At 68.8% G+C, this 15,987-nt stretch carries 13 protein-coding genes and 2 pseudogenes; 6 read left to right on the forward strand and 9 right to left on the reverse strand.

Features of this window, described 5'->3' with window-relative positions:
- Window positions 1-217 precede the first annotated feature (217 nt).
- From ITP53_RS02790 to ITP53_RS02810, 5 genes are all read right to left on the reverse strand, one after another.
- Window positions 218-391 (reverse strand): ATP-binding cassette domain-containing protein, encoded by a 174-nt coding sequence (locus ITP53_RS02790; protein WP_207755469.1) that lies wholly within the window; start codon window positions 389-391, stop codon window positions 218-220.
- Between the two features lie 109 nt (window positions 392-500).
- The gene (locus ITP53_RS02795) at window positions 501-1,418 is read right to left on the reverse strand and encodes an AraC family transcriptional regulator (RefSeq protein WP_195893681.1); all 918 of its coding nucleotides are present in this window, start codon (window positions 1,416-1,418) and stop codon (window positions 501-503) included.
- A 71-nt stretch (window positions 1,419-1,489) separates the two neighbouring features.
- Window positions 1,490-2,398: a zinc-binding dehydrogenase gene (locus tag ITP53_RS02800; RefSeq protein WP_195893682.1), complete on the reverse strand. Its 909-nt coding sequence runs from the start codon at window positions 2,396-2,398 to the stop codon at window positions 1,490-1,492.
- A 351-nt stretch (window positions 2,399-2,749) separates the two neighbouring features.
- Window positions 2,750-3,862 carry an acyltransferase family protein gene (locus tag ITP53_RS02805; protein WP_328813790.1) on the reverse strand — a complete coding sequence of 371 codons (1,113 nt, stop codon included), beginning with the start codon at window positions 3,860-3,862 and terminating at the stop codon, window positions 2,750-2,752.
- Between the two features lie 65 nt (window positions 3,863-3,927).
- Window positions 3,928-5,718: an AMP-dependent synthetase/ligase gene (locus ITP53_RS02810; RefSeq protein ID WP_195893683.1), complete on the reverse strand. Its 1,791-nt coding sequence runs from the start codon at window positions 5,716-5,718 to the stop codon at window positions 3,928-3,930.
- 158 nt (window positions 5,719-5,876) lie between these two features.
- Here ITP53_RS02810 and ITP53_RS60050 point away from each other — a divergent pair, with 158 nt between their 5' ends.
- Entirely contained in the window at window positions 5,877-6,050 is a 174-nt protein-coding gene (locus tag ITP53_RS60050; protein WP_328813835.1) for a hypothetical protein, read from the forward strand.
- 230 nt (window positions 6,051-6,280) lie between these two features.
- Window positions 6,281-8,665, forward strand: coding sequence for a phosphoketolase family protein (locus tag ITP53_RS02820; RefSeq protein WP_268960910.1), 2,385 nt, complete (start codon window positions 6,281-6,283; stop codon window positions 8,663-8,665).
- Between the two features lie 109 nt (window positions 8,666-8,774).
- On the opposite strand, the pseudogene ITP53_RS02825 reads toward ITP53_RS02820, so the two are convergent.
- Window positions 8,775-9,143: pseudogene (locus ITP53_RS02825) on the reverse strand (ATP-binding protein); the annotation flags it as partial.
- A gap of 27 nt (window positions 9,144-9,170) precedes the next feature.
- On the reverse strand, window positions 9,171-10,103 hold the full coding sequence (locus tag ITP53_RS02830) for a CPBP family intramembrane glutamic endopeptidase (RefSeq protein WP_195893685.1): 933 nt from the start codon (window positions 10,101-10,103) through the stop codon (window positions 9,171-9,173).
- 86 nt (window positions 10,104-10,189) lie between these two features.
- Between ITP53_RS02830 and ITP53_RS02835 the strand changes: the two genes are divergently transcribed.
- The gene (locus ITP53_RS02835) at window positions 10,190-10,600 is read left to right on the forward strand and encodes a GntR family transcriptional regulator (protein WP_195893686.1); all 411 of its coding nucleotides are present in this window, start codon (window positions 10,190-10,192) and stop codon (window positions 10,598-10,600) included.
- Window positions 10,597-11,712: a DUF1648 domain-containing protein gene (locus ITP53_RS02840; protein ID WP_195893687.1), complete on the forward strand. Its 1,116-nt coding sequence runs from the start codon at window positions 10,597-10,599 to the stop codon at window positions 11,710-11,712. Before ITP53_RS02835 ends, ITP53_RS02840 begins: the two co-directional genes overlap by 4 nt.
- 851 nt (window positions 11,713-12,563) lie before the next feature.
- On the opposite strand, the gene ITP53_RS02845 is transcribed toward ITP53_RS02840, so the two are convergent.
- A complete protein-coding gene (locus tag ITP53_RS02845; protein WP_207755470.1) occupies window positions 12,564-13,439 on the reverse strand; it encodes a sulfotransferase domain-containing protein in 876 nt (291 codons plus the stop codon).
- Window positions 13,440-13,814: 375 nt separating this feature from the next.
- On the opposite strand from ITP53_RS02845, the gene ITP53_RS02850 reads away from it, so the two are divergent.
- Window positions 13,815-14,738, forward strand: coding sequence for an endonuclease/exonuclease/phosphatase family protein (locus ITP53_RS02850; RefSeq protein ID WP_207755471.1), 924 nt, complete (start codon window positions 13,815-13,817; stop codon window positions 14,736-14,738).
- A 194-nt stretch (window positions 14,739-14,932) separates the two neighbouring features.
- On the opposite strand, the gene ITP53_RS02855 is transcribed toward ITP53_RS02850, so the two are convergent.
- Complete coding sequence (locus ITP53_RS02855; protein ID WP_195893689.1) at window positions 14,933-15,088, reverse strand: hypothetical protein; 156 nt, start codon at window positions 15,086-15,088, stop codon at window positions 14,933-14,935.
- Between the two features lie 296 nt (window positions 15,089-15,384).
- Between ITP53_RS02855 and ITP53_RS60925 the strand changes: the two are divergent.
- Window positions 15,385-15,879 (forward strand): annotated as a pseudogene (locus ITP53_RS60925) (class I SAM-dependent methyltransferase); the annotation flags it as partial.
- Between the last annotated feature and the right edge of the window lie 108 nt (window positions 15,880-15,987).

Genomic DNA, 15,987 nt, shown 5'->3' on the forward strand with positions numbered 1-15,987 from the left:
GTGACGCAGTACGTCTCGTACTGGTCTCGCTCCCGGATCCACGCGTAATCGGAGGCGGTAGTTGGGTCAGTCATGGGCCCAGCATGGCAGCCGCCACTGACACGGCCCGCCCTCGGAGACAACCGCCTCCCCTGGCTCTGGTCCGCCCGGTGACACCCGGTGCGCCGGATCTTCTTCGCTCCCGAAGACCTCAGCCGCAGCAGGACCGGAGGGCACGTCAGCCGAGGTAGGCGGCACGGACGCGCCGGTCGGTGAGCAACTCCGCCCCAGAACCGGACAGCGTGGTGCGGCCGAGGTCGATGACGTAGCCGTGGTCGGCAAGGGTGAGGGCGGCGAGGGCGTTCTGTTCGACCATGAGGATGGTCGTGCCCTGCTCCCGCAGCAGGGTCACCCGAGGACGAGATCAACGACCTGCTCAGCGATGACGAGGCGCGTCGCCCTTACCCGCCCGCCCGGACCGCACTCGTGCTCAAGTGTCGCCGGTGATCGCCTGCCTGCGATCACTGGCGAATTCGAGAACGGTACTCCCCCGGGGCCGTGCCTCGGGCACGTCTGAAGGCACGGCTGAAAGCGTGCGGAGAGGCGTAGCCGACCGCGCCGGAGATCGACTCGACCGGCTCGTCGGTGTCGCGGAGCCGGACGGACGCCAGGTCTATGCGCCACTGCGTCACGTACGCGCCCGGCGTCTGTCCGAGGGCGGACCGGAAATGCCTGGACAGCGTCGCCCGGGAGACGCTCGTCGCGGCGGCCAGGGTCTCCGTGGTCCAGGGGTGTTCCGGTTGGGCGTGGACACATGCCAGAGCGTCGCGCACGACTGGATCACGCATCGCGCCCAGCCATGAGCCGGATTGCTCCTCCGGGTGGCGGGCCAGCCAGGCGCGTACGAACTGGACGAGCAGAAGGTCGACGATGCTGTTGATGGCAGCGGTGGTGCCGATCTGCGGATGTGCGAGCTCCGCAGCGAGAAGTTCGACAGTCCTTCTGAGCTGCGCGTTCTCCCGGGCTGTGACGTGCATCGGCCGAGCGAGGGAGGTAAGCACCGGTGTGCTCACCTCCGGGTCCTGCTCATAGTGCAGGACGATCACTTCCGTCTGCACCGGCGCCGAGCCCAGCCGCAGGGCTCGGCCATCGCCAAAAGCCCGGGCCGCCGCCTCACGGTCGCAGGAACCCATCGTCACGCTGGCGCCGCCGGCTATCCCGTGTGCGGTGCCCGGCGACACCAGGACGGCGTCTCCGGCCTGCACCTGAAGAGGTTTCTCGCCTGTGACGTGGAGCCACATAGTGCCGCGGGACACCACGTGCAGTGCCGCTCCTGGATAGGAGTCCAGCCACAGGCCCCAGGTTACTCCGGCCTTCAGCATGACCCCGACCGCCCCACGAGCACCCGAAACACGCAAGACCTCTGCCAGCACATCCATGGGTCCATTCTCGTCCACCGCCGCGAACCGCCCACCGGCTGGTGACGGCGCATGTGTCCTCGTCCACAGCTTCAGGCCACGTCAAGAACGATCTTTCCGTGCACTTTCCGCGCGAACAGCGCCTGGACGGCGTCGTCCACGCCCTGCCAGTCGCCTCGCAGTCCGACCGGTGCCGAGAGCCTCCCGGCGGCCATGAGGCCCAGCAGGTCCGTCAGCTCCCCGCTGGTCGGCGTCATGTCGCCGTAGGTGGCGATGCTGCGGGGTTCGCCGAAGCCGAACAAGGCCCCTGACGGGAACGTGGTGTCCTGCCCCGAGGAGTAACCGACCAGGTGGATGGTGCCGCCCTCGGCGAGGGAACTCCACGCCTGGGCCACCAGCGGCCCACCGACCGTGTCCAGGACGAGGTCGAACCGGTCCTCGGTCTCGGCCAGGTCGGTCAGAACCTCGTCGGCCCCGAGTTCACGGAGTCCGGCGGCCCGGTCCGGCGAACCCACGAGTGCCGTCACCCGGGCGCCCGCCAACGCCGCCAACTGGACGGCGAAGTGCCCCACGCCCCCGCTGGCGCCGGTGACCAGGACGTTGCGCGCCAGCAGGGAACGCTTGCGCAGCACCCGGAATGCGGTGACTCCGGCGATCCCCAGCGCGGCGGCGTCGGCCAGGTCCACGCCCTCGGGGACGGTGCCGAGCGAGGCGGGGCTGACAGCCGCCCGCTCCGCCCACGCGTGGGAAGACATCCCCAGCGCGACGCGCGTACCTTCGGGTGGCCCCGAGCCGTCGGATGCGGCGCGCACCACGACGCCGGCCGCGTCGTGACCGTGCACAGCGCCAGCTGGCCACTGGTGCACATAATTCAGCTCTCCGAAGTTGAGACCGATGTGCCGTATCTCCACCAACGCCTCACCGGTGGACGGTACGGGCTCATCGACATCGGCGAACCGGATGGGTCCCGCCTCACTGTGATCGACCACAAGGGCGCGCATAGGGGTGTGTTTCCTTCTCTCGTGGATGCGCCTGAACACTCGGCGCGGCAACAGATCGAGTGCGCAAATGCCGCACTGCCGCCTTCTTGAAGCCTACGCAGGACCGGGACAGCGACCAGTCCCGTGAGAATCAATCAGTTGACGATCTGTGTCAGTGCGACTCGCGGCGCGTCGAGCCCTGCACCCATCCGGTGGATGACGCTGTGACGGGCACAGACATGCCCGGCAATGTAATGATCTTGAGGCGTCAGCGCTTCCGCCGGGCTGCGGGGTCGCGCTGGGCGACGTCAGCGGCTGCGGTTCGTGTTCCCGGTGGGATGACACGGCCCGGTCTTTTGTTGGGTGCCGAGCTCAGCGACCTGCCCCTTTCCGGGGTCGGCGGGCGGCCAGCTCGACTCGGGCGAACAGTACGGCCAGCACGGCCATCACGGCCGATGGGGCCAGGAGCCACAGCCAGCGCTGGGCCCACCAGCCGACGGTTGGCTCCGCCGGCAGGGCGCCACCTAGCCCTTCATAGGCCCACAGCACCACCAGGTACGCGGTCATGTGCCAGAGAAAGACGGTCAACGCGACCACGTTGAGGGCCACCACCGGCTTCCAGGCAGTCGGCCGGCGCAGCAGGCGCTCGGCGGCCGGCGTGACCAGGGCCAGCAGCCCGAGTTGAAAGACGGCCAGGGCGGCGATGGCGGCGTTGGTCGGGAAGATGTTGGATTCGGCGCCGGTGGTGGCCACCATCGAGACGGGGTAGCCCGCTCCCACTGTCAGCCCGGCCAGCCCGGCCAGTCCGGCCCCGACAACCGCCAGCCGCTGCGCCAGCGGCCGCCGCCCCAGCTCCCAGCTGCGCCAGGCGTAGCCGAGCTGGTGGCAGAACAGCCACACCAGGGCGGCGGTCACCCAGCCCGCCCAGGCCAGGTCGGCGCCGCGGTGCGCCACGCTGCCGAGGGTGATCAGCACCACGAGCGCTACCAGGACCCTGGCTCCGTAGCGGGCGTTCAGGCTCGCGGTGATCGGCACCGCGGCGATCAGCAGGCCGTACACGCCCAGGAACCACAGCGGCGTCAGGTAGCCGGGGAACCACTCCCACATCCATCGGTGCGGACCGGGTAGGGCGGCCGCGATCAGCTCGCCGGCGAGCCAGACCAGGGCCCAGACGGCAGTCGGCCAGAGCAGCCGGCGCAGCCGGCCTCGGACGAACTGGCCGGCGGTCGTCCCGCGCGCCTGAGCCCGCTGCCAGCCGACCAGGTTGGCGTACCCACCGACCAGAAAGAACACCGGCATGATCTGCAGCACCCAGGTGGCCAGCCAGCCACCGGGCACGGCATGGATCGGGTTGGGCATGGTCAGGACGCCGTCGGCGGTGCGGTGGGTGACCGACAATGTCCAGTGCCAGAGGGTGACGACCACGATGCACAGCGCGCGGGCGGCGTCGACCACCCGGTCGCGGGAGGTCGGCGTGGCCGCCACCAGCCGGTCCAGCGTCGATCGCTCGCCCGCGACGCGGCGGGTCTGCCGGCCTTGGCGTCTGGTGCTCAGCGGTACAGCTCCTCGATGTCGGCCGCGAAGTCCTTGTGGACCAAGGCACGCTTGACCTTCATGGTCGGGGTCAGATATCCGTTCTGCTCGGTCAGGTCGACCGGAAGGATCCGGAACCTGCGGATCGACTCAGCCCGGCTCACCGCCGTGTTGGCCTCGTCCACGGCCGTCTGCAGCCTGGCCAGCAGATCCGGATCGTCGCGAAGCTCGGCCGGGCCGGCCTGCTCGGGCCTGCCGGCGGCCCGCTTCCATGACGACAGCGCCTCGGCGTTCAGGGTGATCAGCGCGGCGGTGTACGGCCGCCGGTCGCCGACGACTACCGCCTGGCTGATGAGCGGGTGGGTGCGCAGGCGGTCCTCGAGCGGCTCCGGGGCGAGGTTTTTGCCGCCGGCGGTAACGATGATCTCCTTCTTGCGGCCCGAGATCGTGAGGAACCCGTCCTCGTCCAGGGCGCCGACGTCGCCGGTGCGCAGCCAGCCGTCGGCGGTCTGGCTCTCCCTGGTCGCCTGCTCGTTGCGCCAGTAGCCCTGGAACAGGATCGGGCCCTTGATCAGGATCTCGCCGTCGTCGGCGATCCTGATCTCGACCCCGGGGAGGGGCCGCCCCACCGTGCCGATCTTCAGCGCGTGGGGCAGGTTCACGGTCGCGGCGGCACTGGTCTCGGTCAACCCGTAGCCTTCCAACACGGTGATGCCGATTCCTCGGAGGAAGTGGCCCAGCCGTGCGCCCAGCGGCGCTCCGCCGGAGATGGCGTAGCCGACCCGGCCGCCGAGCGCGGCCCGCAGCCGCCGGTACACCAGCCGGTCGGACAGGCGGAGTGCCAGGCGCAAGCGCCAGCCTGGCCGCCCATCGTCCAGCGCCTGGCTGTAGGCCACGGCGGTCCGGTCGGCCCAGTCGAAGATCCTCCCCCTGCCCTGGGCATGGGCCCGCTGCTGAGCACCGTTGTAGACCCGCTCGAATACCCTGGGCACCGCCAGCAGGAACGACGGTTGCATGGCGGCCAGGTCCTCGGTCAGCCTGGCCCGGTCGGCGCTGTGCGCCAGGCACATACCCCGCTCCACGCAGGCCACCTGGATCACCCGCGCGAATACGTGCGCCAGCGGGAGGAACAGCAGGGTCGAGGCGTCGTGGCCGAAGATCCGCTCCAGGCTGTGGATCGCGATGCGAGCCTCGTACAGCAGGTTGCCGTGGCTCAGCATGCAGCCCTTCGGGCGGCCGGTGGTGCCCGAGGTGTAGATGATCGTCGCCAGGTCGTCGGCCGACACCGCCCGGCGGCGCTCACGCAGCTGAGTGTCGTCCACGTCCAGCCCGCCCTCGCGGAGACGGTCCAGCCCGCCGCCGCCGATCTGCCACACCTGCGGCGGCCCTGACAGGCCCTCGGCCACGTCCTCGACCAAGCGACGATGCGTCTCGCGCTCGACCACCACCGCGACAGGGCCGGCGTCCTCCAGCACCCAGCGGACCTGCTCGGCCGAGGAGGTCTCATAGATCGGGACAGGCAGCGCCGCCACCGTCCACAGGGCATAGTCCAGCAGTGTCCACTCGTAGCTGGTGGCGGCCAGCAGCGCGACCCGATCGCCGGGCTGGATGCCGGCGGCGAGGAAGCCGGCCGCCAGGCTGCGAACGTCGGCCGCGAACTGCCTGGCCGTCACCGGACGCCAGCTGCCGGCCGACCGGCGCTGGAACAGGACCATGTCGCTGTTCACCCGGTCGTCGGCGAACACCACGTCGGCGAGCTGGGCGTTGGGGGCAACGGTTATCGGGGCCGGGACCGCATGGACACGCATCGCTCATCTCCCTGTGAGGAAAAGGCCAACCAGGTGGCGTCGGTGAACTGCGGCACCGGGCGGCGCATGTACGGCGGCGAGAAGCAGCCAATCAGCCTGATTCCCCAGGTCACCAGGCGCACACCTGACAGGCGAAGGCCGCACGGCGGCGTGCCACCATCTGCCGCGCCGGGGCCGAGGCCCGGTTCATGAAGACCAGCAGGGTCCTCGCCCACCTCGCCGGCGGCCGGACCGACCGCATCTGGGGCAGGCGGCTCGCCGAGCTCACCCGCCCCGCCGTCCTGATCCTGGACGGCTTCGGCATGCGAGTCGCTCCTGGACCGGGTCATTAACAACAGCCACCAGTGCTTGAAGAACGGGCCGAGCTATCGCCCGAACAAGAGTCCCTCGTGTGTCGTCCCCACCGGGAAGACAAGTGACAAATAGAGTGACAACACGTCCAGGACCTGGGGAATTACCTGATCAGAACCCCTGGGGAATAACGTGAGCGCCGACATTCTGGTGGATGGAGACAATCGTGGCAACCACCGAAACCGGCAGCGCCGGACCGCCACCCGTGGACCTGGTGAACCGGCTCGCCCATCCCACCGACGCTGACGTCGCCGCGGTCGACGCGTGGTGGCGCGCCAACAACTACCTGACCGTCGGCCAGATCTACCTGATGGCCAACCCGCTGCTGCGCGAGCCGCTGGCCGGCGAGCACATCAAGCCGCGGCTACTGGGACACTGGGGCACCAGCCCTGGCCTGGCACTGGTGTACGCGCACGCGTCCCGGCTGATCCAGCACACCGGGCAGCAGATGATCTACCTGGCCGGTCCCGGGCACGGCGGCCCGACGCTGGTCGGGGCCGGCTACCTGGAGGGCACGTACACCGAGATCTACCCGTGCATCACCATGGACGAGGAGGGGCTGCTGCGGCTGTTCCGTCAGTTCTCCGCACCCGGTGGGATCCCCAGCCACGCGTCGGTGCCGACCCCGGGCTCGATCCACGAGGGCGGCGAGCTCGGCTACGTGCTGCTGCACGCGTTCGGCGCGGTGATGGACAACCCGGATCTCATCGCACTGGCGATAGTCGGCGACGGGGAGGCGGAGACCGGTCCGCTGGAGGGGTCGTGGAACGGGATCTCCTTCCTGAACCCGGTCCGCGACGGCGCGGTGCTGCCGGTTCTCCACTTGAACGGCGCGAAGATCGCCGGGCCGACCCTGCTGGCCCGCAAGGACCGGGACGAGGTCCGGTCCCTGCTGACCGGGCATGGGTATGACGTGATCGAGGCCGAGGGTGACGATCTGCCCGGCATGCACCACCGGTTCGCCGACGCGCTGACGCGGGCGTGGGCGTCGATCAAGGCGATCCAGGCGGCGGCCCGCGGCGGCGACTGGGACGGCACCCGGCCCCGGTGGCCGATGATCGTGCTACGGACGCCGAAGGGCTGGACCGGACCGGACGTGGTGGATGGGGCGCAGGTGTCGGGCACATGGCGCTCTCACCAGGTGCCGCTGGCCGGAATAAAGGGCAACAAGGAGCACCTGCGGATCCTTGAGAACTGGATGCGCTCCTACCGGCCCGAGGATCTCTTCGACGACCATGGCGCGCCCGAGGCGCTGGCGCTGTCGATCAACCCCGAGGGAAAGCTGCGGATGAGTGGCAACCCGCACGCCAACGGGGGCCTGCTCACCGTCGACCTGGACCTGCCCGACTTCCGCGACTACGCGGTGCCGGTGAAGGCGCCGGGCCGGGACCGGCTCGAGTCGACCCGCAAGCTCGGCGAGCTCATGCGTGACACCTACAAACGCAACCCAGACCGGTTCCGGCTCTTTTGCCCTGACGAGACCAAGAGCAACCGGCTCGGGGCGGTGTTCGAGGCGTCCGACCGGGCGTTCGCGGAGCGCGTGACCGAGGAAGATGTCGCGATATCGCGGGACGGCCGGGTGATGGAGATACTCTCGGAGCACGCCTGCCACGGCTGGCTCGAGGGGTACACGCTGACCGGCCGGCACGGCTGGTTCGCCACCTACGAGGCGTTCGCCATGGTGTCGGCCTCGCAGACCGTGCAGCATGCGAAGTGGCTGCAGGAGGCGCACGATCTGGCGTGGCGGGTGCCGGTGCCGAGCTTGAACATCCTGCTGACCTCGACCGCCTGGCGCCAGGACCACAACGGTTTCAGCCACCAGGGGCCCGGCCTGATCCAGAACGTGATCACCCACCGCGGCACGATCAGCCGGGTCTACCTGCCGCCGGACGCGAACACGCTGCTGTCGGTGGCCGACCACTGCATGCGGTCGCGGTCGCGCGTGAACCTCGTCGTCATCGACAAGCAGCCGCAGCTGCAGTGGCTGACCATGGACGAGGCGGTGGTTCACTGTACCCGGGGTGCCGGGGTGTGGCCGTGGGCAGGCACCGAGGACGGGCGGTCGGACCCCGACATCGTGCTTGCGTGCGCCGGGGACGTGGTCACCATGGAGACCGTCGCGGCGGCGAACATCCTGCGCGAGCGGCTGCCGCACTTCGCCACCAGAGTGGTCAACGTGGTCAACCTGATGACGTTGCCACCGCGCACGGTCCACCCGAACGGCATGGACGACATCCTGTTCCGGGAGCTGTTCACCGACCACGTCGACGTGCTGTTCGCCTTCCACGGCTACCCGGGCGCGATCCACCAGCTGGTGCACGGCCGGCCGGACCCGGACAGGTTCCATGTGCGCGGGTTCGTCGACGAGGGCACGACCACGACCCCGTTCGACATGGTGGTGCGCAACCGGGCATCCCGGTACCACCTGGTGATCGACGCGCTGAACGCCGCGCGGCGGACCCCGGCCGGGGCGAGCGAGCTGAAGGCGTGGTGCGAGCAGCAGCTCCTCCGCCACGAGCGGTACGTGGTCGAGCACCTGCAGGACATGCCGGAGGTGCGGGACTGGTCGCTGGGCGACTGGGCAGAGCAGGGATGAGCACGGTGGGCCGGCCTCGCGGAGGAGGTGCATGAGGGTCCGGCCTGTGGTCGAGTACCGTCCGCGAGAGCGGGCATTCAAGAAGTACGCCCATCATCCCGCGAGATCCGTCAGCGCCTCGTGGCGCACAGCCAAGCTCATCAATACAAAGGAGGTCGACCCGGCCGTAGCGGGCGATGGTCTTGGTCAGCACCTTCTCATCGGCGGCCTCAACCAGCTCGTTGACCAGCTTCGCAGCCAAGGTGTACCTGACCTCGAAGCCTGCCATGGCGGCCTCGGTGCCCAGCGCGATCAGCAGGTGAGACTTGCCCGTCCCGGAGTCGCCGATCAGACACAGCGGCAGGTGCTTGCGCACCCAGTCGCTGGTGGCCAGGGTGTTGATGACGGCCGGATCGATGTTGGTGTTGGCGTCGAAATCGAACTCCCGCAGCGACTTCTGCCGCGGGAACCCCGCCATCTTGATGCGCCGCTCGGAGGCCTTGCGTGCGCGGTAGTCGCCGTGCTTTCACGCGGCTCGCATTGCCTCGCGTGCGTCGGCGCGACGGAACGCGCCGCTCACCACCAGGGCGACGATGACCGTGAGCATGACCAGCCAGCCCGGCCATCCGCTGATCCCGATGGTCCAAGGGTTGCTGAGCGCCCGGGGGTCGTCGGCGGCGAACAGGATGTTGACGAAGCCGGTGACCAGGGTGTTGTTCGCGGCATGGGCGAGCACGCCGGGCCAGATCAGCCCCGAGGCCAGGCGCAGCCAGCCGAGCAGCACGCCGAAGAACAGGACGGTGATCAGGAAGGGAACCAGGCGGGAGGCGGTGCCTGTGGCGATGTAACCGGGCAGGTGCCACAGACCCCAGATCAGGCCGCTGAGCAGCAGCGCCGGCCACAGCCCCAGCGGCCGGAGCCGAGGGAGCAGGAAGCCCCGCCAGGCCCACTCCTCGCAGAAGGCCAACGGCAGCAGCAGCACGAACAGCCCGAGGTTGGCGGCCAGGGCGGACAGGATCGGGCCGACCGGCACGCCCTGCTCTCCGACGGTGTCCGGCGCGTAGACGCTGCGCAGCTCGGAGAACCCGGCCAGGTCGGCCGGATACAACCCCGCCAGCGCGCCGATCGCCACGGCCAGGAAGGCGAGCAGGAGCGGGACGCCCAGCCCAATCACGCAGAAGCGGATGAGCCGGCCACTTGGGCGCAGCGGCGCCAGAGCGGTGTCGCGCGGGATGCTGCCAGGCCGGCGGATCCAGCGCACGACCACGAACGTGGCCACCCCGGCACTGAGCATGCCACCGGCCGCGACGAGGTCGGCGCCGGTGAGCAGCCGCACCAGCCACAGCAACCAGGGGATGGCGAACGCCAGCACCAAGAAGGTGCTCAACTCGCGCGGACGCAGATCGGACAGGGCGAAGCGGGTACCGGTCTTCACCGGCGAGGTCGGTGGCAACGGCATCGGGAGTCCCTTCTCGAAGCGGGGAGGTGCGGAGCGGGTCGCTCGGCCATCTGTTCTATATCTTCTATATCAGATAGGCTAGCGATGTGCTTCTGACGATCGACCTCGACAGCGAGGTCCCGATTTACCAGCAGATCCGTGACCGGATCGTGGAGGCCATCGCCGAAGGAGAGCTGGCGGAGGGATCGGCACTGCCCTCGACCAGGCAGTTGGCCGCCGACTTGGCGATCAACTTCCACACCGTGAACAAGGCCTACGACCTGCTCCGCCAAGAAGGGATCATCCGCATCAACCGCAAGAGCGGAGCCGTGGTCCGCCGCGACTCCGGCTCCGGACCTCCGCAACCCGGCTACGCCGACGACTGGCAGACGCGCCTGCGCACGCTCGTCGCCGAGGCCACGGTGCACGGCATGACCCCCGAGGACGTGCTGCAGCGGTGCGGCGACACCCTCACCTCGTTCCACGCCCAGCGCACCACGAAAGGAACACCAGCATGACCATGCTCGTCCTCGCCTGCCTCGGCCAGGTCGCGCTGCTCACCGTCGCCGCCTGGGCGCTGCCGGTGCTGACCCGTCCCACGTTGCCCTTCGGCGTACGGGTGCCGGCCGCGCGCATGGCCGACCCGGCGATCACCGCGCAACGCCGCCGATACTCACGTGCGGTGATCACTCTCGGCGTGCTGGCCGCCCTCGCGTCAGCCGCCGCCGTCGTGCTCCGCGGCACCCCCGACGTGCTCACGGCCACCGCCGTGCTGCTGGGCGCCGCCGACATCGCGCTCTACGCGGCCGCGCACCACGCGGTCCGCGCCGCCAAACGGCGTGGCAACTGGTACAACGGCACACGACAGGCCGTCACCGCCGACACCACCTGGCGTACCGATCCCGTACGCCCACCATGGCCGCTGCTGATCCCCTCACTGGTCGTGCTGGCCGGCACCGCCGCCATCGGGCTCTGGCGATACGGCGGCCTGCCCCGCACCCTGCCCACCCTGCGCGGGCTGAGCGTGGACGGCGCCGATCGCGTCGCCACCACCCCCGCGACCGCCTTCGCCCCGGTCCTGACCCAGACGGCGATCACCCTTCTCGTCCCCCTGCTGCTGGCCGCCATCGTTCGCGCCAGGCCGGAGACGGACGCCGAACGGCCGGCGAGCTCGGCCCGGCACTACCGCGTCTACCTGCGCGGCATCACCACGCTCCTGCTGACCGGCGCGGCCTGCGCCAACCTGACCCTGCTCCTGCTGGCCCTGCAGCAATGGGACGTCCTCACACCCGCGCCGCTGACCACGGTGGCCACCTGGGCGCCCCTGGCCGTCGCCGCGACCGCCTGCCTGGTCTTCGGTGTCCGGGTCGGCGAGGCAGGCCACCGCCTCCCCTCCCTGCCCGGGGAATCCGACTCCGGCTACGTGCAGCGCGACGACGACCGATACTGGCATCTGGCCGGAACCATGTACGCCAACCGCCACGACCCCGCGATCCTCATTCACCAGCGCATCGGCAGCCGATGGACGCTCAATCTCGGCAACCCCGTGGCCTGGACCGTGCTGGCCGTCGTGGCGGCACTCGCGCTGCTGCAACTTCTCGGCGCCATCGACCTGCCCTCCACCGGTTGAGGCGACAGTACGTCAGGCTTCTTCCTGACTGACAGCACGTGTGCCCCTACCTGCTGAAGTTGGGGGATGCATCGCGGCGTTCACACCTCGCTCGCCGCCACCAACCTGGACATGACCCGGACTTCGCGGCGTGCGCCCGGGCGGCCTGTTCCATCTCGCGTTCGACGGCGGCCTGCTGCAGCTGCTCGCAGCCTCGGGACGTCGCATCCCCTCCCGGCAGACGGCAGAGCCCCGGGGATCCCTCGCTGGAAGCGAAGGGCGGCAGGACCTGCATCCTGCCCCGGGCACCGCCTCCATGTCCTTGTACATGCTCGCCGCAGCGCCGACGGCTGGCCGGACCGGGCATTGCCGTCCAGGGACGAATCGACGGGCGAGGCTCAATCGGGCGAGTTCACGGGCTTGCTTCGTCCACCCTCCGTTCCTCCGTCGGAAAGAAGATCGCGCTGATCACATACGGCCGGCGCTTCGATCCGGGCCCGTTCCCTGCCCGCGCCCTGAACACTACGTGGTTCACATGGCCTATGTTCCGGTCGAACGCGACGTTCTGATGATCATGGACCTGCTGTCCGCCAAGGAACGAAGCGGCGGCTACAAACTCGGTTGACCCGGCCAAAGGTCCGAGTCTGTGATCACGACTCGATACGCGCCCTGGCCGCCCGCGTCCGGCAAGGCCTATGCCTCATCACCACCAGCAGGCATGGCGTTGCCGCCTGCATAAGGCGTTACTTCTGGAGGCCTGTATTCCTCAGCCACGCGACGACAACGCCCCTGAAACGCCCGCTTGCCCCATGGGCACTAAGCCCACCAGGCCGATACCGCGGCCGGCAGGGTGCTGAGGTGAAATCGCTACATCAGCGGTGCAGCCACTCCAACAGGTCCGGCGGGGCCAGCTGGCGTGTCCGCTCCTGGTAGCGGGCGAACTCGTCGTCGGTGAGCAACTCGCGACCCGAGCCGGACGCGCCCCGGCGGAAGAACGCGGCGGTGTCCTTGAGCAAGCCGCCCGCGTTCGACAGGAGCCGGTCGGCACGGGATCTCATGCTGTCGAACGTCGCGGCCTTCACCAGCGCCGGCCAGACCTCCTCCGGCATGCTGATGCCCAGCGCCCCCGCGAGCCTGCGCATCTCACCGGCCAAGTCTCCCAGGAGATCGTCATAGTGCACCAAGAGGACGTTCGGTTGCCGCAGGCGCCGTCGCCAGGCGTCCGACAGGTGCCACATCACCCCCGGCAAGGAGTCCATCTCATCGACGGGCGCCACATCCTTGTCCATCCATCGGAGCAGCCAGTCGCGCAACGGCGGCCTCGGTGCCGACGACCCGGAGGGCTCGGGCTGGTTCGTGAGCGCGCGGATTCGTTCCCTGTCGAGATTGCTGCCCTGGTGGTAGAGCGACACGGCCATGTCGAGCGGGTGGCGGGCCACCACGATGTAGGTGGTCCGCGCGTCGATCGGAACCCCGTCGAGCGGCGTGTGCGTCTTGATGAACCGCCGGTGCCGCTGGGCCGCGAGCCGCGCGTACACCTCGTCTTCCGGGACGACCAAGTGGTCCAGCCAGGGCGACATCACCGACAGCGGCTCGGGCGGATCAGGTGTCTGGAAGACCAGCAGGGCGCAGATCATCTGCATCCATGTCGTACCACTCTTCGAGCGCGTGCTGATGACGATGTCCCCCTGCCGGAAGGGGAATCCGCTCCATCGGCCGCTGTCCTCCTCGTCGGACCTGTACCTCACTGGGGGCGGCATACGCTGTTTCCTCCTGACAGCCGATGCGGTGGACCCGCCCCGCCCAGCGACCCGGGTCGGTCGGGGCCGAGGTCGCGTCCGAGCCCGTGTGGATCCACGCGGGAGATCGCGAGCACACGAGGGTACAGCGCGCATGGATGATCGCGCTCCTCAATATCGGGCGCCGTAGATGCCCCGAGAGCCGGAGTGGACCTCGCGGGATCATGTTGGTGAGCCATAGGCAGGGATCACCGTGCTGCATAGCGCCTGCGGTCAGGTCTTGCGCCATCAGAACGTACCGAGACGGACATGCCGCTGCCGTTGGGTGGACATCTCGCCGGATCAGGATCGAGCGCGCATCGAAGATCTTTCGAAGGGACCGACATGCTCGCACGAGGTCGCGCCACCTTAGCCTCCCGCCTCTTCCAGAAGTCATCGTTCGTACCTCTCGCCGCCGTGGTCAGCGCGCTCACCATCGCGCTGGCGATGCTGACGGCCGCTAGCCCTGCGTCGGCAAGTGACGCCTCCGTCCGCGTCATGACCTACAACATTCGCTACGCCTCGGACACCCCGCCCAACGCCTGGCCGGACCGCCTTCCGGTGATGAAGCGTGTCCTGCGCGATCATCGTCCCGACCTGCTCGGTGTGCAGGAGGCGTTGTGGCGCCAGATGCGGGACATCGAGGGTGGGTTCCCGGAGTACGACTGGATCGGAATGGGCCGACAGGGCGGCACTCGGGACGAGTTTTCCGCGATCTTCTATCGTAAGGACCGCTTCGAAGTGCTCGACTTCGACCACTTCTGGCTGTCCGACACCCCCAACGTCATCGGGTCGGCCACCTGGGGTAACAACATCACCAGGATGGTGACTTGGGCGAGATTTCGCGATAAAAGGACCGGCGCGGACTTCTACCACGTGAACACCCACTTCGACCACGAATCGGAGAACGCCCGGGTGAAGAGCGCCGAACTGGCTCTCCAGCGGGTGCGTGGCTTCGAGGCCGGCCGTCCGGTCATCTTCACCGGAGACTTCAACGTGGCCGCCGAAAAGACGCAGCCTTACAAGATCCTCACCGGCGAGAACGCCTTCACCGACACGTGGCTGACCGCACATCGCCGCGGCCCCGCGTACAACACCTTCGGCGGCTGGAACCCCCCTGTCCCGAATGGCGACCGGATCGACTGGATCCTGTCTCGTGGCGACATCGAGACGCTCTGGACCGAGATCGACCCATTCGAGCGGAACGGCCAGTTCCCCTCCGACCACTACCCCGTGATTGCTCACGTGAAGATCGGCGGAGGAGCGTAGAAGGCACCGCGAATTCCCGCCGCCTGATTGAGATCGTGAACGGGTTCACGTTGACATAGCGTCGTCTGCCGTCGAGGGCGGCGCGTTGTCCCCCAGCCTGTTGAGGGGCTGGGGGACAACGCCTTGACATGCGCCATCCAGCACCACGGGCGGTGTGCGGTCAGCAGTTGCCCGGGAACCCTGTTTGCCGCCCGTTACCCGAGCGCCGGGCCGTGGAGCGGCAGTGCGAAGCGGTTGCTCAGGATGACCAGGCGGCTCCTCGCCTGCGGGCCTGGCGGCAGGAGTTCCAGCCTCGGATGGGCTTGTCCCCAGGTCAGGCCGAGTTGGTACGGCACTGCCCAGAGGAGCATCGGGCCAAGCCAGACGCCGACGACCGCCGCGGCGGCCCCGGCGACGAAATCCGTTCTCCGCGCCCAACTCTTGCGGTTCCCACTCCCGACGCACCAGCGCGCTCCTCATCCGGCCGCTTCCGCCGGACCCCATGGCCTGGGCCGGAAGTACCACAGCTCCAGGTCTGGAGTACCTGGCGACGCCGCTGTGTCAGGAGTTCGGTCTCGGTGAGAGATCGTTCCTGCGGTCGATGAACCGATGCATGTGCTTCAGCAGGCTGAAGTGCATGTCCACCATCCACGATCGCCTGCATCGGATGTTCTTCCGAGTCGTCTCGCTTCTTCCCGCCTCCGATCATGGGCGCTTCCTGCGCCACTACTTCGAGTGGGTTCATCACGTACCTGACCCGTGGCGGTATGACACCGAGCCATATGAGATCGAGAAGTATGAGAGGACGTTGCAGCATGTGCCCCGCCGTGCCTGCCGCAGGGTCCTGGACGTGGGATGCAGCGAAGGGGCGTTCACTCGCCGGCTGGCGGGTGCGTACCCGGGGGCGGAGTGCTGGGGGGTGGACGTCTCGGATCGGGCGGTCATACGGGCGGCGGCTGGGGTGGCGAGGTTCGCGGCGCTCGATTTCCTCAACGAGGATCCCGGCGGCACCTTTGATCTGGTCATCTGCGCTGAGACGTTGTATTACGTGGGCCGCGGCGAACGGCTGCGCCTGGTTTTCGGGCGATTTCGCTCGTTCATGGTGCCGGGCGCGGTCCTGGTCCTCGTGCACGAATGGCCCGAGGCACGCCGCCTCTACCAGCACCTCGACGAGGACCCTTTCTTCCGCAAGGTGAGCGAGCATCCTTACGAGCATCCGGTGCGCTCGTACGCCGTCACTGTGTATGAACGTGTGGAGCCCGCGTCGCGG

Origin of the sequence: Nonomuraea cypriaca, assembly GCF_015645445.1 — a bacterium.
GTDB classification, from domain to species: domain Bacteria; phylum Actinomycetota; class Actinomycetes; order Streptosporangiales; family Streptosporangiaceae; genus Nonomuraea; species Nonomuraea cypriaca.